At 71.9% G+C, this 18,750-nt stretch carries 21 protein-coding genes and 1 pseudogene; 9 read left to right on the top strand and 13 right to left on the bottom strand.

What is annotated here, in order from left to right; genetic code table 11:
- Nucleotides 1-69 precede the first annotated feature (69 nt).
- From ACH4S8_RS42525 to ACH4S8_RS42505, 5 genes are all read right to left on the bottom strand, one after another.
- Nucleotides 70-1,545: an FAD-binding protein gene (locus tag ACH4S8_RS42525; protein WP_398404232.1), complete on the bottom strand. Its 1,476-nt coding sequence runs from the start codon at nucleotides 1,543-1,545 to the stop codon at nucleotides 70-72.
- 177 nt (nucleotides 1,546-1,722) lie between these two features.
- The gene (locus tag ACH4S8_RS42520) at nucleotides 1,723-2,916 is read right to left on the bottom strand and encodes an SPFH domain-containing protein (protein WP_398404230.1); all 1,194 of its coding nucleotides are present in this window, start codon (nucleotides 2,914-2,916) and stop codon (nucleotides 1,723-1,725) included.
- 11 nt (nucleotides 2,917-2,927) lie between these two features.
- Nucleotides 2,928-3,179 (bottom strand): hypothetical protein, encoded by a 252-nt coding sequence (locus tag ACH4S8_RS42515; RefSeq protein WP_398404228.1) that lies wholly within the window; start codon nucleotides 3,177-3,179, stop codon nucleotides 2,928-2,930.
- Nucleotides 3,180-3,308: 129 nt separating this feature from the next.
- On the bottom strand, nucleotides 3,309-4,190 hold the full coding sequence (locus ACH4S8_RS42510) for a hypothetical protein (RefSeq protein WP_398404226.1): 882 nt from the start codon (nucleotides 4,188-4,190) through the stop codon (nucleotides 3,309-3,311).
- A gap of 235 nt (nucleotides 4,191-4,425) precedes the next feature.
- Nucleotides 4,426-4,662, bottom strand: coding sequence for a chaplin (locus tag ACH4S8_RS42505; protein WP_398404224.1), 237 nt, complete (start codon nucleotides 4,660-4,662; stop codon nucleotides 4,426-4,428).
- 195 nt (nucleotides 4,663-4,857) lie between these two features.
- On the opposite strand from ACH4S8_RS42505, the gene ACH4S8_RS42500 reads away from it, so the two are divergent.
- On the top strand, nucleotides 4,858-5,064 hold the full coding sequence (locus ACH4S8_RS42500) for a hypothetical protein (protein ID WP_398404222.1): 207 nt from the start codon (nucleotides 4,858-4,860) through the stop codon (nucleotides 5,062-5,064).
- An 84-nt stretch (nucleotides 5,065-5,148) separates the two neighbouring features.
- Here the strand turns inward: ACH4S8_RS42500 and ACH4S8_RS42495 are convergent, their stop codons facing one another.
- Nucleotides 5,149-5,799, bottom strand: coding sequence for a DUF4360 domain-containing protein (locus ACH4S8_RS42495; RefSeq protein WP_398404220.1), 651 nt, complete (start codon nucleotides 5,797-5,799; stop codon nucleotides 5,149-5,151).
- A 469-nt stretch (nucleotides 5,800-6,268) separates the two neighbouring features.
- Between ACH4S8_RS42495 and ACH4S8_RS42490 the strand changes: the two genes are divergently transcribed.
- Complete coding sequence (locus ACH4S8_RS42490; protein ID WP_398404218.1) at nucleotides 6,269-6,811, top strand: hypothetical protein; 543 nt, start codon at nucleotides 6,269-6,271, stop codon at nucleotides 6,809-6,811.
- 233 nt (nucleotides 6,812-7,044) lie between these two features.
- Here ACH4S8_RS42490 and ACH4S8_RS42485 read toward each other — a convergent pair whose 3' ends face one another.
- The 4 genes from ACH4S8_RS42485 to ACH4S8_RS42470 form a co-directional block, all read right to left on the bottom strand.
- Complete coding sequence (locus ACH4S8_RS42485) at nucleotides 7,045-7,878, bottom strand: hypothetical protein (protein WP_398404216.1); 834 nt, start codon at nucleotides 7,876-7,878, stop codon at nucleotides 7,045-7,047.
- Nucleotides 7,879-7,992: 114 nt separating this feature from the next.
- The gene (locus ACH4S8_RS42480; protein WP_398404214.1) at nucleotides 7,993-8,508 is read right to left on the bottom strand and encodes a hypothetical protein; all 516 of its coding nucleotides are present in this window, start codon (nucleotides 8,506-8,508) and stop codon (nucleotides 7,993-7,995) included.
- A 172-nt stretch (nucleotides 8,509-8,680) separates the two neighbouring features.
- Nucleotides 8,681-9,259, bottom strand: a complete 579-nt coding sequence (locus ACH4S8_RS42475) for a DUF6624 domain-containing protein (RefSeq protein ID WP_398404212.1) — start codon at nucleotides 9,257-9,259, stop codon at nucleotides 8,681-8,683.
- On the bottom strand, nucleotides 9,256-10,008 hold the full coding sequence (locus ACH4S8_RS42470; RefSeq protein ID WP_398404210.1) for an ATP-binding protein: 753 nt from the start codon (nucleotides 10,006-10,008) through the stop codon (nucleotides 9,256-9,258). The genes ACH4S8_RS42475 and ACH4S8_RS42470 overlap by 4 nt, the downstream gene beginning before the upstream one ends.
- Nucleotides 10,009-10,184: 176 nt before the next feature.
- On the opposite strand from ACH4S8_RS42470, the gene ACH4S8_RS42465 reads away from it, so the two are divergent.
- Nucleotides 10,185-10,976 (top strand): SDR family NAD(P)-dependent oxidoreductase, encoded by a 792-nt coding sequence (locus ACH4S8_RS42465; RefSeq protein ID WP_398404208.1) that lies wholly within the window; start codon nucleotides 10,185-10,187, stop codon nucleotides 10,974-10,976.
- Between the two features lie 91 nt (nucleotides 10,977-11,067).
- Here the strand turns inward: ACH4S8_RS42465 and ACH4S8_RS42460 are convergent, their stop codons facing one another.
- Entirely contained in the window at nucleotides 11,068-12,477 is a 1,410-nt protein-coding gene (locus tag ACH4S8_RS42460) for a hypothetical protein (protein ID WP_398404206.1), read from the bottom strand.
- Nucleotides 12,478-12,774: 297 nt separating this feature from the next.
- On the opposite strand from ACH4S8_RS42460, the gene ACH4S8_RS42455 reads away from it, so the two are divergent.
- From ACH4S8_RS42455 to ACH4S8_RS42440, 4 genes are all read left to right on the top strand, one after another.
- Entirely contained in the window at nucleotides 12,775-13,596 is an 822-nt protein-coding gene (locus tag ACH4S8_RS42455; RefSeq protein WP_398404306.1) for a helix-turn-helix domain-containing protein, read from the top strand.
- Nucleotides 13,597-13,599: 3 nt separating this feature from the next.
- Entirely contained in the window at nucleotides 13,600-13,836 is a 237-nt protein-coding gene (locus ACH4S8_RS42450) for a DUF397 domain-containing protein (protein WP_398404204.1), read from the top strand.
- Between the two features lie 91 nt (nucleotides 13,837-13,927).
- Nucleotides 13,928-14,476 (top strand): hypothetical protein, encoded by a 549-nt coding sequence (locus ACH4S8_RS42445; RefSeq protein WP_398404202.1) that lies wholly within the window; start codon nucleotides 13,928-13,930, stop codon nucleotides 14,474-14,476.
- Nucleotides 14,477-14,511: 35 nt separating this feature from the next.
- Nucleotides 14,512-15,318: an SAM-dependent methyltransferase gene (locus tag ACH4S8_RS42440; RefSeq protein WP_398404200.1), complete on the top strand. Its 807-nt coding sequence runs from the start codon at nucleotides 14,512-14,514 to the stop codon at nucleotides 15,316-15,318.
- 18 nt (nucleotides 15,319-15,336) lie between these two features.
- Here ACH4S8_RS42440 and ACH4S8_RS42435 read toward each other — a convergent pair whose 3' ends face one another.
- Complete coding sequence (locus tag ACH4S8_RS42435; protein WP_398404198.1) at nucleotides 15,337-16,734, bottom strand: FAD-binding oxidoreductase; 1,398 nt, start codon at nucleotides 16,732-16,734, stop codon at nucleotides 15,337-15,339.
- A 279-nt stretch (nucleotides 16,735-17,013) separates the two neighbouring features.
- Nucleotides 17,014-17,529: a pep a2 gene (locus ACH4S8_RS42430; RefSeq protein WP_398404196.1), complete on the bottom strand. Its 516-nt coding sequence runs from the start codon at nucleotides 17,527-17,529 to the stop codon at nucleotides 17,014-17,016.
- 302 nt (nucleotides 17,530-17,831) lie between these two features.
- Between ACH4S8_RS42430 and ACH4S8_RS42425 the strand changes: the two are divergent.
- A pseudogene (locus tag ACH4S8_RS42425) lies at nucleotides 17,832-18,023 on the top strand (DUF5133 domain-containing protein); the annotation flags it as partial.
- A 101-nt stretch (nucleotides 18,024-18,124) separates the two neighbouring features.
- Nucleotides 18,125-18,750: maltotransferase domain-containing protein (locus ACH4S8_RS42420; protein WP_398404194.1), on the top strand; the 626-nt coding region annotated here is incomplete at its 3' end.

The following is an 18,750-nucleotide window of genomic DNA, read 5'->3' as shown; positions in this document are numbered from 1 at the left end:
CGGACGGGTCCGCACGCCCGCGAGCCCGGCGGTCGGTGAACCGGGCCGTACGCCGCGATCCGGTCTCCGTCAGAAGATGCCCTGCCCCGGCACCAGGATTCCTCGCGGGTCGTACGTGTGCCGGGCGGTGGCCAGCCGCCGGTAGGCGGGGCCGAAGTGCTCGCGCCAGTCGGCCGCGCCGAAGGGGACCGATCCGACCGGGTAGTGGGTGCCGCCCGCCGCGTGGACGGTGTCGTAGGCGGCCCGGTTGGCCGCGAGGAGCCGGTCGACGGTCGCGGTGTCGTCGGGCGGGGTCGTGCGCAGGACGGCCAGCAGATAGGACACCGGGTCGTCGGGGGTGCGCAGCAGCGGGGTGTGCAGGTTCTCGCGCAGCACCGGGTACAGCAGGACGACGCCGGGTCCGAGGTCGGCCGGGGTGAGGTCCGCCAGCAGGGATGCGGCCAGCGTCTCCGCCGAACGGCCCGGCAGCAGCAGGTTCAGCCAGGGGTGGGCGAAGGCCCACAGGCCCGCTTCCTTGAGTGCGGCGACGCCGGCCGCGAGCCGGTCGAGGAAGTCGTGGTAGCCGAGGTCGCTCGCCTGCACGCCCGCGGGGTCGTGCCGCAGGCCGCGCAGCAGCGCCGTGTCGTCGGGGGCGGGGCCGACGGGCGGACCGTAGGCGACGGCTTCGATGACATACCCGCGAAAAGCCCCGTCGGCGTCGGCGTTCACCTGGCCCTCGACGTAGTCGAAACGGCGCTCCTCGACGAGCAGCCGCTGGTCGTCGAGGAACGTACGCAGGTCGTCGTAGGGAAGCAGGTAGTGACGTACGGTCCCGGGCGCGGGGACCAGGCGCAGCGTGGCGCCGACGATGATCGCGCACTGGCCGAGTCCGGCAAGCACGGCGTGGAACAGATCGCGGTGGCGGGCCGGGGAGCAGCGGACGAGGTCGCCCGCGCCGGTGACCACCTGGAGTTCCGTCACGTTGTCGACCTGGGCGCCCTGCTGGTGGGTCTGGCCGCCGATGCCGCCGACCGAGAGGGTTCCGCCGACGGAGAGTTCGAGATAGTCGGTGAAGGTGGGCGGGGTGAGTCCGTGGGCCAGGGTCGCCCGGGCGACCTCGCTCCAGCGGGCTCCCGCGCCGACGGTGACCGTGGTGCTGTCCGGGCCGACCGGGCCGATGGACGCGAGCGGTGTGGTCTCGATGATCAGGCCGCCGTCGACCTGCGCCTGCCCCTGGGTGGCGTGGCCCTGGCCGCGCGGTGCGACGGACACGCCGTGCTCGTTGCAGAAGCGCACCATGGCGACGACGTCGCGGACGGAGCCGGGCCGCAGCACCGCTGCCGGACGCCGGTGGACGATGTGGCCGAAGTCGTCGGCGTCCGCCGTGAGGGCGGCGTCGTCGGTGTGCACGCTGCCGTCCAGCCGCGGCAGGCCGGCGAGCGGCCGGCCGCCGGTACGGGGTGTGGTGGCCGCCCAGCTGCGGGTGAAGGGATCGAACCCGACGACCGCGGCGCCGGCGGCGGCGAGGCCCTGCAGTGCGGTACGTCGCGAGGGTGTCCGGGGCATGCGCTCCTCCAGGGGCGGCCGCTTCGAGATCAACTGGGCCTGAGTGTAAGGGACTTGAGAGTCCCTGGGGCCGGTTGATCCGAACGTGGCCGCAGGTTCGCCGGTGCCGTGCGCAAACGGCCGCGTCCGCCGCCCCGGGAGGGACGGCGGACGCGGTGGACCGAAGGCCGTGGACCGTCAGTTGGCCGGCGAGGTGCCCTTCGGCTCGTCACCGTCGACGTCGACCTGCGTGCGGCTGTACCCCGGGAGCTCGAGCGGGCCGGTCGCCTTCGCGGCGCCGCTCTCGGAGTTCTGTCCGCCCAGGTTCTGGCGGACCGAGTCGAGGATCGTCAGACCCTGCGCGACCAGGCCGGCCGCTATCTCGCCGAGACCGTCGGCGCCGTTGAGGACGTTGACGTTCGCGCCGGCGAGACCGCCGGCCGCCTCCTTGACGATGAGGGGCAGCTGGTCGATCAGCATCCGGTCGAGCGCGACGCGGTCGTGCGAGGCGGCCGCCTCGGCCTGGATCTTCATGCGCTCGGCGTCGGCGATGGCGAGCACCTTGATCCGCTCGGCCTCGGCCTCGGCCGGCTTGACGACCTCGGCGACCAGCTGCTGCTGACGCAGCTGGGCCGCTCGCTGGGCGAGTTCGGTCTGCGCGGCAAGGACCTCCTGCTGCGCGTGGGCCTGGGCGAGGGGACCCGCCTGGGCCGCCATCGCCTGCGCCCGGTCCACCTCGGCCGAGTACTCCGCCTTCACGATCGCGGTCTGCCGGGCGTACTCGGCCTGGTTGCGCGCCGCCACCTGCTCCGCCTCGACGGAGGCCTGCGTGGCCTGCGCCTGGGCGATCTGGGCCTGGCGCTGGATGGCCGCCTTGTGCGGGGCGGACATCGCGTCGATGTAGCCGGTGTCGCCGTCGTCGATGGACTGGATCTGCAGCGAGTCGACGATCAGGCCGATCTTCGCCATCTCCAGCTTCGAGGTGTCGAGGACCTCGGCGGCGAGCTTCTGCCGCTCGGTGACGATCTCCTCGACCGTCATCGAACCGATGATGGACCGCAGATGACCCGCGAAGATCCGGCCCGTCAGGATCGACATCTGGTCCTGGTCGGACAGGAACCGCTGCCCCGCGTTGATGATGCTCTCGGTGTCGTTGCCCACCTTGAACGCGATCACGGCGCGGACGTGCAGCGAGATGCCCTGCTTGGTGACACAGGTCTCGGTGACCTCCGCCTCGCACATGGACAGCGTCAGGAAGCGGGTCTTACGGAAGACGGGCAGCACGAACTTGCCGTGCCCCGTCACCACTCGGAACGGCGCGCCCCCCAGTCCCCGCCTGCCACCCGAGATCAACATCGCCTCATCGGGAGCGGGTACGCGATAACCGAACATGCTTCTCCTTCTCAACCGGCGCCGACGGCGTCGCCGTCCAGCGCGTCCAGCGGATCGAGCCATTCGATGACGTCGACCTCACGGCATCCCCTGGACTCGATCACCAGCACGGTCGCCCCTTTCGGCAGGGGCTCCCGAGACCAGGCATGGAAGGTCTCGGATCCGCCTCTCACGCGCACGAGGATCTCGCCGGGTCCGGCGGCCCCCCGGGTGCCGATGAGCAGTTCCCCCGTGCAGCCGATCACGGCTTCGTCCTCCACCATCGCCGGCCACCCCCCATCACTCTGAATCTGCCTCTGACCTTAGACCCAGCCCTTCGCGGACACGTACGCCCCCCGTCCGCCGACGGCCTCTCGGCGGGGCACGTGCCCGGGCCCGGAATCAGTGTGGGCTCAACTCCTGGTGAAGCGATAGGTCTTGCTGTCGGTCAGCACGCAGAAGCCCGGGGACACCACGATCACGCGCAGGGTGGCGCTGCGGCGGTCGTAGTCGATGCCCTCCACCTCGAAGGTGCCCGAGCAGGAGCTGCGCAGGGGCAACTGGCGCAGCGCGGTCACGTGTCCGGACACGTCGGACGAGCCGTTCGGCTCGCCGGACAGGTCGATCCGCAGCAGGGGCTTGGTCATCCCGAAGAGCGTGCCGGCGGGGTCGTCGGACGAGCACAGCAGCTGTGTCGCGGTGACGAAGTCGCAGCCCTGTACGTCGCGTACGGCGTGGTCGAGGGTGACGGTGGACGCCTGCGGGAGGTCGGCCGAGGGCGAGGTGGCCGGGTTGACGCCGGGGGTCGGGAACACCAGGAGCCGGTTCATGGTGCCGTACTCGCCGGACACCATCCACGTACCGCTCGGCGCGATGGCGACGAAGGAGTTGTTCAGCGCCTCTCCGGCGCTCAGCCTGTGGACGTACTCGGACCAGGCGCCGCCGGGCGCCTGCACGCGGAACATCTTCGCGCCGCCGGAGTCGCTCTGGTACGGCTCCACGTAGTAGCCGTCGTACGAGGCGTCCGGGTCGCCCACGTGGTTCCAGCCGCGGCTGGACACGCTCGCGGGGATCGTGCCGATGCCCGTGTAGCGGTTGGCGTTGCCGGCCGGGACCTCGACGGAGGTCAGTCCCTGGCTCTCGGTCAGCGGGTCGGCGCGGTCCGATCCCACCTCGTTCCAGGTGTCGGCGGCAAAGGCCGGCGTTCCGGTGGCCACGGACAGGACGGCGGCGGTGGCGAGGGTGACGAGACCGGCCAGGACCGCGTGACAACGCTGCCGTGCGGGCTTGCGCATGGATGGTGCTCCTCGATGGGGGCGACTGGTCGGCGCACAGTCTGGCCCGCCATCGTGGTCATGTACAGACCAATACGGGAACGCGGGTGGCCCGCCCCGCCGTCACCGAGCTCGGCGCCGCCGCCCCGAACGCGGCCGGCCCGGCGGCTCACTCGGGAGGAGGAGTGTGCCGCCGGGCCGCGCCCGGCCGTCGGGTCCGGGCGGCTGCCACCCGGACCCTACGGACCGTCGACCGTCACTTGTTCTTGCAGGTGTTTCCGGACGCCGGGTTCAGCAGGCCCACCACGTCGATCGTGTTGCCGCAGACGTTGGCGTCGAGGTCGACGGGAATCTGGATGACGTTGCCGGACAGGACTCCGGGGCTGTTCGACGCCACACCGACCACCGGCCCGGGGTCGGCGGCGGCGGTCCCGGCGGTGGCCAGCAGGGCCACACTGGCAAGTCCGGCGGCGGCCATCAGACGAATACGCATTCCAAGCTCCGTTCATTCGCAGTGGTGCGAGCTCCTCCACCATCACCTCCGCGAACAAATATCGACATTCCAGCGCAGCCGAACGAGGGTTCGCCTGCCGCGGCGGGCGCGGAACGGGCCTGACACCGGGCGTGTCGCGCGAGCCGTACGGAATGCCCGTAGCGTGAATACATCCGGTGGAACAGGGAGAAACCAATGCCGAAAAGCCAGCCCGACGCGTCCACGCCCTCCGACGACAGGGCGACCCCCGACACACTGCTGCACACCGGGGCCGAGGGCCCGGTGACAGCCGAGGACCTGGTCCTCGCCACGGGTCGCGACGTCACACCGCAGACCCTCGCCTGGGCCGAGGCGAAACTCCAGGCAGAGGGTTCCAAGGCGATGGACAAGCTGCTGCCCTAGGTCCCGTCCACAGGCCGGCCCGGCCGGCTCCGGTGCGGCGGAGCCGGCCGGGCCGGCCGAGGACCTGCGGTACGCCGGGGCGGGTCAGGCGGAGGGGCACTCCTTCCAGGCCAGGTGGTAGACGGTACTGATGTCACCGTCCGTCGAGTCCATGGTCATGAAGCTGGAGCTGCCGGGCGTCGAGGTGCCCGCGTTGACGCGGAGTTCGGTGTTGATGTTGAAGTTGCGCTGGACACCGCAGGGGGCCCAGACCAGCTGCGCCCAGTCCGTGGTGTCCGTGGCCTGCCAGTCGTCGCCGTACGGGCCGCGGAAGGGGTGGGTGATCGAGGCGGTGTTCGGGGAGCCCTGGAAGTAGTACGAGGCCTTCTCGGTGCTGCTGGCACCGGACTGGAGCGAGGCGAAGCCGCGGTAGTCCGCGCTGGCGATGGCATAGGTGAAGCCCTGCGGGACATGCACGTTCAGGTTGAGCTGGCAGTTCTTGCGGAACGCGGTGGGATCGGCGTTGCCTCCGACCTGGGCGAGGTAGTTGCTGTAGGTCACGGTGAAGGCGGTGTTGTCCGGGGAGACGGCGACGGCGGCGGTCCCCTGGGGACAGCCGGATCCGTTGACCGTGGCGACACTGATGACGATCTTGTCCGGGGGCGGGTCGTCGAACGGGGACGACTGGCTCGACAGGGGAAGCGCTGTGGCGAACAGGGCGGCGATCGCGCCGCCCATGAACAGGCCACCGGCCATGGTGCTCCAATCCGTTGCGTCGGTGTTCCGGCGGCAGCGCGTGGGCGTGCCGCCATGAATGGGGGGTGCGGCTCCCCGTCATCACGGGGAACCGTCGCGGACCAGTGCTTTGGATCAAGCGTGACTCATTTGTGCGTGCACATGACAAATGCACATGCGCAGTCCACTCCTGGCTGTGAAGGAGCTGTGAAGGCCGGGAGCGACGAAATCGTACGTACGGGGGGCCGCGATGGACAGGACCATCTCCGGCCAATCGATACGCGCCGTTCACACCCGCCGTCGCGGTCACCGACCGCGTTCACCACGATTCGCGCCACCCACAGCCGTGTCACCCACAGCCGTGCCACCGGGCGCCACGGCCGCCGCCCCGGCCCTCGTTCCCCGTGTCCCGGGCGGCCGGCGGGGGCATGGCCGTGCGAATCGCCCGCCCCCTCAGCGCGTCCCGGGCGCCCCTGCGACACTGAGACACATGGATCCACGACACCTGAGACTCGGCCGCCGCCGGATATGGATGAGCAGTGCCGTCTGTTTCCTGGTCCTCGGGCCGATCGGCTGGTTCTTCGGTGGCTGGATTCCCTTCACGCTGCTGGCCGTTGCCCTCGCCATCGCCACCGCGGTCCTGCACTGGCGGGCCCCCAAGTGGCTCGCGCCGGCCATCGCCAAGGGCCAGTCGGAGAGCCGCCGGGACGTCGCCACCTTCTGCGTGGTCATAGCGGTGAGCGGCTACGCCCAGCCGCCCGCACAGCCCGCCCTCTCCCCGGCGGCGCTCACGGCCTTGCGGCTGGAGGCGTACCGGGCCGCCGCGGACGACGATCTCTCCGAGGACCTCAGGCTCCTCGCGGCCGACGCGCTGGCCGCCGCGGACCAGGCCAACGCCGAGGACACGCCCGCGAGCTGGCGGGCGGCCCGGGCGAGCGCCGAGCGGCTGGCGCACGCCGCCCAGGAGGGCAATCCGTACGTACGGCAGCTGCTCATCCAGTGGGTGGAGGGCAACCAGGCGAGCGAGCGGTAGCCGCTCCCCGGCAGGCGCTCCACGCGCCGGGGGCGCCGCGCGATCCCCACACGGTCGCCACGCGGTTTCCGTCGCGGCGGCACGGAGAACGGGACGCCCCACACCGCGGACGCAGAGACCACCGGCGGGCCGCGCACCCCACGCCACCGCCGCAGAGACCACTCGGCGGGCCGGCTCCCCGTGTCACAGCCGTGGACCGCCGACGGGTCGGCCGCCCCGCGCCGCCCCGCTCCTCAGGGCCGCTCGAAGAACTGGATCACGCCTCCGGCCGCGAAGCACAGCGCCCCGGCGAGGGTGCCCCAGTTGGCGATGTCGACGTTCACGAGACTGCCGGTCGCCGGCCGCGTGTAGGCGGCGAGCGCCGAGACGAAGAAGAGCACGGATCCGAACTGGTTGACCGCCACGATCCACCAGCCGAGGTCGTCGGCGAGGACTCGCGGACGTCCGTGGCAGACCTCGACGACCGCGAGATGGCCCGAGACCAGGAACAGGACGCAGCCCACCAGGTCGGGGGCCCAGATCAGCCGGTCCACCTGCTGGACCGACAGCCCCTTGATCAGCGAGTCCACCAGGTTGACGCCGAACACGAGCGTTCCCACGAACAGCAGGAAGGTGCCGAGCCAGTCGATCCGGCCGGGCTCGTAGCTCCACCACCTCCAGCGTCGGCCGGCCAGCGTGTCCGACTCGCTGTCGCGGCGGGGGGCGTTCACGGCCTGGAGCAGTGACGAGTAGCCCCCGGTGTTGAAGAACAGGCCGCCCGCGAAGTAGATCCAGACGCCGGTCGCACCCCGCGAGCCGAACTGGGCGACCCCGGCTCCGAGGGCGAACAGCAGCCCGCCGACCGTGAACGCGGTCGCGGCGATGGCGTTCAGCCGGCGCAGCCGGGCGATGGAGACGATGTCCGCCCGCCGGGAACGGGCCTCGGCCTCCCCCGGGACGCGCACGGTGAGCAGGCCGCGTTTACGGGCCCGGCGTGATTCCCAGACCGCGATACGCCCGTCCATGAGGCGCCAGGTCAGCCGGGTCGTGAAGGGACCCGCCCCTTCGGAGCGCGCTTCGGTACTCACCCGGCGACCTTAGCCCGCCGCGCCGAAATCAGACGTTCGCCCGCCCCGTCGCCTTTCGGGTGGTTTCCGTGGACGGGAGGGACCCGCGCCCCGCGCCGCCCGGGCCGGTGGGGCTCAGGACTCCGCCTCGCGCCTGAGGAAGTTGCTCACCTGACCGGCGAGGCTGTCCCGGGCCGTGTCGGGACGCGCGCCCGCGTCGACGGCTGTGTCGTTGTCGATGCCGCCCGCCCAGAGGTAGCGCTCGGTCCACTCGTCGTCGACCTTGAGCTGGATCTGGATGTCCATCCGGGGCAGGGCGGCGTCGGGGCCGGCCGCGAACAGGACCGCGGTGGCCCGGCGCAGGGGATAGATGTCGTAGCCCTCGATGAACTGCGAGTTCCGCCAGTCGAGGAAGGCGCTCTCACCGTCGGCGCCGACGCGGATATCGATCTGGCCGTCTTCGAGGTGGATGCCGAAATGTTCGGTGGCACGGTTCTCGACGGTCACCCGGAACCTGAAGTAGGTGAGTTCGTCGGCGGCCTCGTCGCGCCCCTTCGGGGGCTCGGCCTTTTCCACACCATGAACGCGAACACGCAGGCCGGCCTGCTCGTCGTACTCCTGCCAGTCCCCGACCACGTTCGGCTCGCGCACAGTCCACCTCTCCACTTCGGAGAGTTGTTCCTATCTGTGCCCTCAACGAAGTGTCAAATGCGCCGCACGGGCCGTGGCCAGCTAATTCTCCTTTCTTGATCGGTGATCAAGCCGTGCCCAGCCAGAATCTTTCCGCGCCACCCCAACGGGGCATTTCCGGGCGTGCTGCACATCACGTTCCCCGGACGTCCCACACGTCGTCGCGCAGCCGCCGCAGCTGTTCGTCGAGCGGGCCCAGTCCGACGTCCCGGCGCCGTTCGTCGACGGTCCCCGGCCGACGTACGGGATACGGGCGCAGAGTCACCGGATCGACGCGGGTGCCGTAGAACTGCGGCAGGCCCAGTTCGACGGCGCAGTGGTCGGCGATGTAGGCGTGGTGCAGGGCGGGGCAGAGTCCGTCGGCCGCGGCCCGGGCGATCAGGTCGCGGCAGCCGAGCTGCAGGCCGAGGTCCGGGGCGTGCAGCAGGATCATCAGGGCCGCGGTCGAGGCGGGTGCGCCGACCGCCTCGGTGGTCGGCCAGCCGTGCCGCCGGACGACCGTCGCGAGCGCTTCGGCGTTGCGCGCACGGCACACGGTGAGGAGCCCGCGCCACGGCCCGGCCGGACGGTCGCGCGCCTGGCGCATCAGGTGGCGTTCCTCGTCCGCCCGGCGTACCAGCTCCCCCGCGAGGGCCCTGGCGAGCCCCGGGACCATCGGCGCGGCGCCCGGGCCCCCGGGGTGCCCTGCCGGGTGCCTCGGGACCACGCTCACGGCACGCTCTGAAGCACCATCGAGAACCACACCTTCTTTCCCGTGGTGCCGGGGTCGGCCGGCGCGATGCCCCAGTCGTCGCTCAGCGCGGCGACGATCGTCAGTCCGCGCCCCGACTCCTCCGTCCCGTCCGCCGTCCGCCGCGCGGGCAGGGCGGACGAGCGGTCGGCGACGGACACCCGCAGTTCGCGCGGGTCGCACTCGATGCCGACGGTGATGGTGTCGCCGCGGTCCGGGCTGCCGTGTCTGAGGGCGTTGGTGAAGAGTTCCCCTGCCGCGATCACCGCGTCGTCGACGCGGTGGGCGGGAAGCCGCAGGCGGGTGAGGTACTCGGCGATCATGGCCCGCACACCGGGCACCCGCGAGGGGTGCGCCGGGACGGTGGTCCGCAGGCCGTGCGCCCCGCGCACCCGGCACGTGGGGACGCCCCCGGGCACCACGGCCGGAACGGGCGTGGCGGGCCCGCGTGCGGGATCGGCCGGGGCCGGGCGCTCGGCCCGTGCCGGAGACTCGGCCGGGGCCGGAGGATCAGCCGGGACCGGAGGATCAGCCGGGACCGGGGGTTCGGCCGGGACCGGGGACTCGGCCGGTGCCAGGGGGTCGGCCGCTTCGGTGAGGTGGGCACGGAGCCGCTGGCCGTCCGCCGGGTGCACCCCTTCCTCCGATGTCCGCGTCTCGTGCCCCGGAACCCGGCTGCCGTGGGCCGGTGAGGGCGACGGCCCGCGGCGCGGTGCCCTGGATACCGGCATCGGTCCTCCTTCGGGTGCAGCCCGGGGGGGGCGGCTGTCTCGGCGGCTGCCCGTGCAGCCAACACGCCGGACTGTCACGGCGACCAGGGGGTATTCGGGTTGTCCGGTTGCAAGCACGTAGTGGCGCGGGATGTATGTTCGATCTTGTGAGGAACGGGAGCGGGGGCGGGGCGACGGTGTCTCTTGACGGTGACATCGGCCCGGCGGGACTGCGTGACAAGCGGGTACTGGTGACCGGCGGTACGCGAGGACTCGGCGAGCAGATCGTGCGGCTGCTGTCCGCCGAGGGTGTGCGGGTGGCCACCTGCGCGCGCACCGCCCGGGATCTTCGGGCGCTGGCCGCCTCGATGGGCCCCGGTCTGTTCACCCGGCGGCTGGACGTCACCGCGCCCGGGGACCTGGAGGGATTCGTCGAGGACGCGGCGCAGCGGTTCGGTGGTCTGGACGGGGTGGTGGCCTGTACGGGCGGTTCCCGCGGCGGCGGCTTCGAGGAGGCGCGGGCGGAGGACTGGGCCGCGACCTGGGCGGTGAACGTCGGTCACGCGACCCGGCTGGTGCGGGCCGCGGTGCCGCATCTGCGGGCCGCCGGCGGCGGCTCCGTCGTGGTGATCTCCTCGATATCGGGCTGGAAGCCGGGCCCGCCCGCGCAGTACTCGGTCGCGAAGTCCGCGCAGATCCAGCTGGCCGCCTCGCTGGCCCGCGAGCTCGGTCCGGACGGGATCCGGGTGAACGCGGTCTCCCCCGGCTCGATGCTGATCCCCGGCCGGCGCTGGGACCGGATGCGCCGGGAGGAACCCGAGGCGTTCGCCCGTTTCGTGGCGGCGGAGCTGCCGGGCGGCGCGCCGGTGGCGCCGCAGGAGGTCGCCCGGGTCGTGGCGTTCCTGCTGTCGGACTGGTCGAGCGGGATCTCCGGCGCGCACCTTCCGGTCGACCGCGCTCAGAACGCCCCGTCCCCCGACGGGTACTGAGTCCCGCGGCGGCACGACGGCTCCGCGCCCGGTCGGGGCTCCGCGCCGGGTCCGGGAAACCGCGCCCGGCCCGCCGTGGTCCGCCCGGTCCTCAGGCCGCCGCCCCGAGGACCCCGCGGGAGCGGCGTTCGAACTCCTTCACGACGGGCTCGGCGCGCCGGGGTTCGAGGCGTCTGCGGAAGTCGCGCAGGGCCTGGACGGACCGTTCGCTGTGGACGGCGCTGAGGGTCTCCAGGGCCAGTGTCGCGGTGCCGACCGCCTCGTCCAGGCGGTCCTGCTGCAGGTGCGCGGTCGCGAGGACGGACCGGCTGATGGCCTGGCGCCTGCGCCGGTCGGCGCCCGAGCCGAGCGACTCGCTCGCCGTGCGCTCGGCCTGGCGGGCCAGTCCCAGGTCACGGAAGCACAGGGCGGACTCGGCCTGGAGGTAGTGGTGGTCCAGATAGCGCACCCAGGGCGACTCCTGCTCGGCCCCCTTGCTCGCCGCCAGTTGCCGTTCCGCCAGGCGCAGCGCCTCGGAGGCGTCGTCCGTGCGGCCCTGCGCGGCGTGTCCGCGCGCCGACATGGCGTACAGCCGCATCAGGCCGAGGGGACTGCCGGCCCCCTGCGCCGTGACGATTCCGGCGCGGGCGAGTGCGACGCCCTCGTCGGGGCGGCCGAGGCTGGTGGCCAGGTGGGAGAGCCCGGCGAGGATCTGGCCGCCCAGCACCCGGTCGCCTCCCTCGGCGCACAGGCGCAGGCCCTGGGTCATGTAACGCTGGGCGAGGCCGTACTCCCCCGCGTCGTACGAGCTCCAGCCGGCCATCGCGGCGAGGCGCGCGGCGGCCGCGAACAGCCGGCGGCGCTGCCCGGGCGGTGCGCCGCGCCGCTGGAGCATGGGGACGACCTCGGTCGACAGGTAGTGCACGATGCTGGTGCGGACCCCGCCGCCGCCGTAGTGGTTGTCCATCTGGTCGAACACCGCGATCATCGCCTGTACCTGCTCGACGGGGCCGCCGCTCACGGGCAGGGCCGAGGAGACTGCCTCCTGGTGCTCCAACAGCCAGAGCAGCCACTCGCGCTGAGGGTTCGTCAGGGCCGTCGCGACGAAGGGGACCGTACCGAGGAGGCTGCGCCGGGATATGTCCGTGGAGCCCAGTTCCGCGAGCGTGTGCAGGGTCTCCGCCACGTCCTCGCCGTAGACGAGCGCTCTGCTCGCGACCGGGCGCTCGGGATCGGAGTGGAAGCCGAGGTCCGCGGGAGACAGGGCCCGGCCGAGCCGCTCGGACAGGACGGTGGCGATCAACTCCGGTGTGCTTCCCCGCGGTTGCTGGCCCTGCAGCCAGCGGGTCACCGACGCCTTGTCGTAGTGGGAGTCCGCGCCCTGACGGCGCCCCAGCTCGTTGACCCGCAGGGCGAGGGAGGCGTAGGAGCAGCCGGCCTCCTTGAGCACGGCCGCCAGCGCCCGGTTGCCCCCGGCGCTCCTGCCGGCGTTCCTGGTCTGCCCCTCGGTCACGGCGGCCATCGCGTATCGCCTCACATCCGCGTGCGGCTGCGCTCCGGCCCTACCTTGCGAGACTTCAATTGCGGTACGGACAAGCGCAGTTGAGCGTGATCGTCACCGAATGTGCGGCAGATCACTCGATCACTATGGTGGCCCGCCCGCCGCCTGTGCAACCGGCGTTCTGATAATTTCGGAACGATCCGCATCGCTCTGTCCCTCTCATCGGCCGCGTGGCACACTGCACGCGAGACGGCCGTTCCCGGGAGGTAGGGCGTGGGCGAGAACCGCTCCGGCGGCAGCGCGCCGACCGTCCTGCGCATGGTTCTCGGAAAGCGGCTGCGGCATCTGCGGGAACGGGCGGGAGTCTCCTTCGAGGAGGCGGCACGCGCCATCGAGGTCACGGCGCTGACGGTCCGCAGGATCGAGAAGGCCGAGGTCGGACTCCGCATCCCGTACGTGAGGGAACTGCTGCGTACGTACGGGGTCCCGGCGGCGGAGGTCGAGGACTTCCTCGCCCTCGCCAGGGAGGCCAACCGGCCGGGCTGGTGGTACTCGTACCGCGACGTGCTGCCGGACTGGTTCAGCGCCTACGTGAGCCTGGAGAGCGAGGCCAGTGTCATCCGTCTCTACGAACCCCACTACGTCCCGGGCCTGTTGCAGACCCGCGCCTACGCCACGGCACTGATGCGCGTCGGTTTCCCCAACGAGCCGAAGGAGGACATCGCCCGTCGTGTCGCCCTGCGGATGAGGCGCCAGGACCTGCTCGCCGAACCCGAGGCCCCGGCCGTCTGGGCGATCCTGGAGGAGACGGTGCTGCGCCGGCCGGTGGGCGGAGCCGCGGTGATGCGGGCCCAGTTCGACCGGCTGGCCGAGGCCCTGGACCTGCCGAAGGTCCGGATCCAGATCATGCGCTTCGGTGCGGGCGCCCACCCGGGCGCGTTCGGACCGTTCCACCACTTCCGCTTCGGCTTCGGCGAACTCCCCGACATCGTCTACACCGAGAGCCTGCTCGGCGCGGTCTACGTCGACCGCCCCGACGACGTCGTCAGCCATCTCGAAGTACTGGACCGGATGTCCGTACAGGCGGAGCCGGTCGCCCGGACCCGGGCCATCCTGGGTGAACTGCGTAAGGAGTTGTGATCCATGGAACCCGTGCACAACGGCATGTCCGCGGCCGGCCTCGGAACCGAGGGCTGGCACAAGCCCTGGAGCGGCACCAACGGCGGCAGTTGCGTCGAGGCCAAGCGGCTGCCCGACGGGAGCGTCGCGCTGCGCCAGTCACGGGACCCCCAGGGACCCGCGCTGGTCTGGTCGCGCGAGGAGATGGCCGCGTTCATCGAGGGCGCCAAGTCCGGGCAGGCCGACTTCCTGATCGCCTGAGCGCGATCCCCGCCGCGTCTCCCGGGGCCCGGGCGTCCGCAACTACGCCCCCACGACCGGACAACCCGCACGCACACTCCCGCCGTGCGGGTTGTCCCCCATACTGGCCGAGCCGGACGTCCCGGAGGGAGCGGACACGGGCATGATCCTCCACCAGGCCCTGACGGGGTGCCGGACCCTTGTCGTCGAGGGTCCCGACGGGCTCGACCGGCGTGCCCTCCTCGCCGAGCTGGCCCGCCACCGCTTCACCGTCCGCCCGCTGCACGGGCATCTCGACCACGTGGACCCCACGCAGCCCTACCGCGAGCTCCTGTCCGCGCCGGGCCGGCTGGCCGTCGACGGCGGCCTCGTCCACGAACTGGTCTACGGACCGCTGCGCCGCGGCCGCTCCCGTGTGACCTGGATCCAGGCGCTGGACTTCGCGGAGGCGGTGGCCGAACGCGACGGCGCGCTCGTGCATGTGACGGGCGAGACGGACGACGCCGAGGCGGTCCGCGCCTACGAGCGCGTGCTGCGGACCCTGGGCCAGCATGTTCCCGTGATCACCCTCGACACCCGGGAAACGGCCCGCGCCGCCCACGACCCCTCCCGGGCGATCCGCCAACTCGGCCTGTACGTGGGCCTGTTGCCGATAGCGTAGAGAACCGACCGCGTGACGCACGGCAGGAGGACCCGATGGCCGACCGAGCCGCCCCCGACGAGGACGCGCTGTCCAGGATCGACACCACGGTGCCGCACTCGGCTCGCATCTGGAACTACTGGATGGGCGGCAAGGACAACTACGAGGTGGACCGGGTCGCCGGTGACGCGTACCGCGAAGTCGCCCCGAACATCGAGACCATGGCCCGCGCCTCGCGCGCCTACCTGATCCGGACCGTCTCCTTCGTGGCGGGCGAGCGCGGCATCCGCCAGTTCCTCGACATCGGCACCGGCCTGCCCACGTACGACAACACCCACCAGGTAGCCCAGCGGATGGCACCCGCGTCCCGCGTCGTCTACGTGGACAACGACCCGCTGGTGCTGCGCCATGCCCAGGCACTGCTGACGAGCACACCCGAGGGCGTCACCGACTACATCGACGCGGATCTGCGTGAACCCGAGAAGATCATCGAGGCGGCGTCCCGGATCCTCGACCTCTCCCGGCCCGTCGCGCTGATGCTGATGGGCATCCTCGGCCACATCCAGGACTACGAGGAGGCCCGGTCGATCGTCCGGCGCCTACAGGCCGCGCTGGTGCCGGGCAGCTACTTCGTCCACTACGACAGCACGGACACGGACGCGGCGCTCAAGGAGGCCCAGCAGGGCTACGACGACACGGGCGCGGTCCCGTACGTGCTGCGCAGCCCCGAACAGATCGGCGTGTTCTACGACGGCCTCGAACCGGTCGAGCCGGGCGTCGTGTCCTGCCCCCTGTGGCGTCCGGAGCCCGGTACGTCACCCGAGCCCACGGACGTCCACGGAGGCGTGGCCCGCGTACCGTGAACGCGGGCGCCGAAGCGGTCAGTCGGTCGTCGCCGGCTCGATGTTCTGGTTGAGGCGGAACAGATTACCCGGGTCGAAGGCGGCCTTCACCTGCGACAGACGTGTGTAGTTGCCGCCGTAGCTCGCCCGGACGGCCTCCTGGTCCTCGGCCATCACCATGTTCACGTACGCGCCGCCCGCGGAGTACGGGTGGAGGGCGTCGGAGTACTCAACGCTCCACCGCTTGACGGTCTCCGCGTTGGCCGGGTCGGAGTCCACCCCGGCGTAGACGGCGCCCCAGCCGGAATTGCGGTAGCCCCAGGCGGTGTCCGTCGGGCCGACGTCGTGGACGGCTCCGTCGATGGGGTAGAGGTGCATGGTCGACTTCCAGGTCGGCATCCCGGCCCCGAACCTGGCGTGCAGGTCGACGGCCTCGCGCGGGAGCGCGTCGACGAAGTCCGCCCGCCAGTACCACTGGTCGCCGGGCGGGTAGACGCCGTCGAACGCGGACTGCAGGGCCGGGTGCGGCATCGGCGCGGCGCCGTGCAGCAGGGGCTCGGGCAGGGCGCCGAGCAGCGGGGCCATGTCCCGGGCCGCCGCGTCGGTGTCGTCCCCGACCCGGCACCACATCACGCCGCAGACCTTCTTCAGATGCAGCTCCTCCGGGAACGGCGGCCCCGGCGGGACCGAGCCGAAGAGGAAGAAGCCGCCGAGTTCGCGCGGCGCGCCCGAGATGAAGTCGAGGTAGGCGGTGAGGACTTCGGCGCCGCTCTCGACGGGCCAGAACGTGGGGCCGGCGACGACCGTGCTCACCTCGTGCAGCCGGAAGAGGAACGAGGTGACGACTCCGAAGTTGCCGCCGCCGCCGCGGATCGCCCAGTAGAGGTCGGTGTTCTCGTCGGCGTTCGCGCGGACGTGTTCGCCGTTCGCCAGGACCAGTTCGGCCTCCAGCAGATTGTCGATGGCCAGCCCGAACCCGCGGGTGAGATGGCCGAGACCGCCGCCGAGGGTGATGCCGCCGACCCCGGTGGTGGAGATGATGCCGCTCGGTGTGGCCAGCCCGTGCTCGTGGGTGGCGCGGTCGACCTCGCCCAGGAGACAGCCGCCGCCGACGCGTGCCGTGCGCGCCGCCGGATCGACCGTGATGTCCTTCAGCGGGGAGAGGTCGAGGACGACTCCGTCGTCACAGGTGCTCAGGCCCGCCCCGTGATGGCCGCCGCCGCGCACCGCGAGCGGCAGGGTGTGGTCGCGGGCGAAGCCGATGATCAGGGCGACGTCCTCCGGGGAGGTGCAGCGCGCCACCAGGGCGGGCCGCCGGTCGATCATCGCGTTGTAGACGGCGCGGGCCTCGTCGTACCCGGAATCGTCCGGGCCGATCAACTGCCCTTTGAACGCCGACAGTTCCTGGCGTGCCGCTTGTACCGGTGTGATGGACATGTGCATCCCTGTATCTGGAGACCGCCCCGAGGTCCCGGCGCCCGGGCCGTGAACCGGCTCCCGGGCCGTGGACCGGCTCCCGTCGATGGGTCCGATGTGCCCGTTTCAGCCCGATCAATGACCAGCCTAACCCCGCACCATCCGCCTGGCTCGGCAACCCCGGTCCGCCTGTGACGCATCCCGTCGGCGGCCCCGGCGGACGTCGCCGAGCGCGTCGGTCCGCAAGGGATCGACGCGCTCGGCGATGTGATCGGGCGGCCCTGCCGGGCCGGCGGCGGCTCACCCGTGGGAGGCGACCGACTCGGTCTCGTCGCATCCGGCGGCGAGCGCGGGTTCCGGCAGGACGACGTACAGGGGGGTCGGACGCGCCACGCGCAGACAGGGCGCGGGCACCGGCGGGTCCAGCGGGGCGCGGTCGGCGGCACGGGCCCGCCACGAGGACCAGATGATCTTCCCGCCGGCGTCCGTGGCACAGCAGCCCCAGCCGTCGCTCAGCGCGGCGATCTGGGCCAGACATCCCTGCGGCGCCCGGTGCGGGCGGATGTCCTGGCTGTTGTCCGAGACGGCGGCGAACAGACGCCGGCCGTTCCACCACATCTCGATCGTCGTGTTCTTGTCCGTCGCGTGCTGCTCGATGGTGCGCAGCAGCGCTTCCGCACAGCGACAGACGGACTCGACGAGATTCTCCAGGTTCCAGTACCTGAGGTGCGCGGCCAGGATCCGCCCGACCTGTCCGACCCTTTCCTGACTGAGCTCCACATCCAGGTGGTAGTAGCAGGGGACTGCGGCTTTCATCTCGTTGGCTCCTCACCGGCGAAGCTCTCGCTCGCTTTCGCCCCCCGCGGGACCGGGCCCCGATTGCGAAGCGTGAGCACTCATCGCTCCTGAGTCACCCTCAGCATGAGAGGGCTACTCCATTCGTGCAACACGAGCGCGGCCCTGGATGGTTGAAGAACCAACAAGACGCTCGGTCGCCGCACAGGCACCATGAGTGAGGGTGTCGCTCCGTGCCGGACCGGCTCCCCTTCGCGTACGGCCCTCATCCGCCGGCCAGGCGAGCCGTACGCGGTCGAGAGATCGGGAAGGTGACCAGCGTGATGCTGCTGCCTGCCAAAGCCGAGGTCGCCAGGCATCTGGAGCGCTACCGGGCGTGGGAACGCCTGCTTCTCGCGACCCCCGCCGACCGTGTGGTGCGGGGGAACTTCGAGAACACCGGATACACCCTGTGCGTCCTGATGGGGAAGCGCTGCGCGCGGGAGGCGGCGAACGCCGCCGAGGTCTACCTGCAGGACGTCACGGCACGGATCTGAGCGACGGTCCTCGGGGACCGCAACGAGAGGGCCTTTCGCGGCGACGACGATTCCGGCCCGGAACCGCGGAGGCGACACGCATGGACGCGATCATGGACGGGCACACGACGACCGGCCGCATACCCGTCAGGGACGTGCGGCCGGTCGTCGATTGCGGCAGACGGCCCGCCAAAGCGGTGGTGGGCGAGACCTTCCAGGTCACCGCCACCCTTTTCGGCGAAGGCCATGCCGTGGTCGGCGCCGATGTCGTCCTGTGCGATCCGGACGGCCACCCCTGCCCGCGGGTTCCGATGCGCGAACTGGCCCCCGGGAGCGACCGCTGGGGCGCCCATGTCACCCCGTCGGCGACGGGCCACTGGACCTACCGGGTGGAGGCGTGGAGCGACCCGGTGACCGGGTGGCGGCGCTCCGCCGAGATCAAGATCCCCGCCGGCATCGATGTCGGACCGGTCCTCGAGGAGGGCGCGGCCCTGCACGAGCGGGCCGCCGCGGGCGTGCCCGCGGCCGCCGGCCGCGGCACGGTGCTGGCCGCCGCGGACACCCTGCGGGACGACTCCCTGCCCCCGGCCGAACGGCTCGCGGCGGCCCTGGACCCCGAGGTCGCGTCCACTCTCGCGGAGCATCCGCTGCGTGACCTGGTGACCTCCTGCGAGCCGTTGCCGCTGCTGGTGGAGCGGGAGCGGGCGTTGTTCGGGGCGTGGTACGA

Origin of the sequence: Streptomyces sp. NPDC021080, from assembly GCF_044333225.1 — a bacterium.
Lineage (GTDB): Bacteria > Actinomycetota > Actinomycetes > Streptomycetales > Streptomycetaceae > Streptomyces.
Note: the sequence above shows the minus strand (reverse complement) of the source record. Positions and strands in the feature narration are given on the sequence as shown.

What these genes read in the sequence shown, in the direction of transcription:
- ACH4S8_RS42525 (WP_398404232.1), bottom strand. Translation starts at nt 1,545, where the DNA reads ATGCCCCGGACACCCTCGCGACGTACCGCACTGCAGGGCCTCGCCGCC.
- ACH4S8_RS42520 (WP_398404230.1), bottom strand. Translation starts at nt 2,916, where the DNA reads ATGTTCGGTTATCGCGTACCCGCTCCCGATGAGGCGATGTTGATCTCG.
- ACH4S8_RS42515 (WP_398404228.1), bottom strand. Translation starts at nt 3,179, where the DNA reads ATGGTGGAGGACGAAGCCGTGATCGGCTGCACGGGGGAACTGCTCATC.
- ACH4S8_RS42510 (WP_398404226.1), bottom strand. Translation starts at nt 4,190, where the DNA reads ATGCGCAAGCCCGCACGGCAGCGTTGTCACGCGGTCCTGGCCGGTCTC.
- ACH4S8_RS42505 (WP_398404224.1), bottom strand. Translation starts at nt 4,662, where the DNA reads ATGCGTATTCGTCTGATGGCCGCCGCCGGACTTGCCAGTGTGGCCCTG.
- ACH4S8_RS42500 (WP_398404222.1), top strand. Translation starts at nt 4,858, where the DNA reads ATGCCGAAAAGCCAGCCCGACGCGTCCACGCCCTCCGACGACAGGGCG.
- ACH4S8_RS42495 (WP_398404220.1), bottom strand. Translation starts at nt 5,799, where the DNA reads ATGGCCGGTGGCCTGTTCATGGGCGGCGCGATCGCCGCCCTGTTCGCC.
- ACH4S8_RS42490 (WP_398404218.1), top strand. Translation starts at nt 6,269, where the DNA reads ATGGATCCACGACACCTGAGACTCGGCCGCCGCCGGATATGGATGAGC.
- ACH4S8_RS42470 (WP_398404210.1), bottom strand. Translation starts at nt 10,008, where the DNA reads ATGCCGGTATCCAGGGCACCGCGCCGCGGGCCGTCGCCCTCACCGGCC.
- ACH4S8_RS42460 (WP_398404206.1), bottom strand. Translation starts at nt 12,477, where the DNA reads ATGGCCGCCGTGACCGAGGGGCAGACCAGGAACGCCGGCAGGAGCGCC.
- ACH4S8_RS42455 (WP_398404306.1), top strand. Translation starts at nt 12,775, where the DNA reads ATGGTTCTCGGAAAGCGGCTGCGGCATCTGCGGGAACGGGCGGGAGTC.
- ACH4S8_RS42450 (WP_398404204.1), top strand. Translation starts at nt 13,600, where the DNA reads ATGGAACCCGTGCACAACGGCATGTCCGCGGCCGGCCTCGGAACCGAG.
- ACH4S8_RS42440 (WP_398404200.1), top strand. Translation starts at nt 14,512, where the DNA reads ATGGCCGACCGAGCCGCCCCCGACGAGGACGCGCTGTCCAGGATCGAC.
- ACH4S8_RS42435 (WP_398404198.1), bottom strand. Translation starts at nt 16,734, where the DNA reads ATGTCCATCACACCGGTACAAGCGGCACGCCAGGAACTGTCGGCGTTC.
- ACH4S8_RS42430 (WP_398404196.1), bottom strand. Translation starts at nt 17,529, where the DNA reads ATGAAAGCCGCAGTCCCCTGCTACTACCACCTGGATGTGGAGCTCAGT.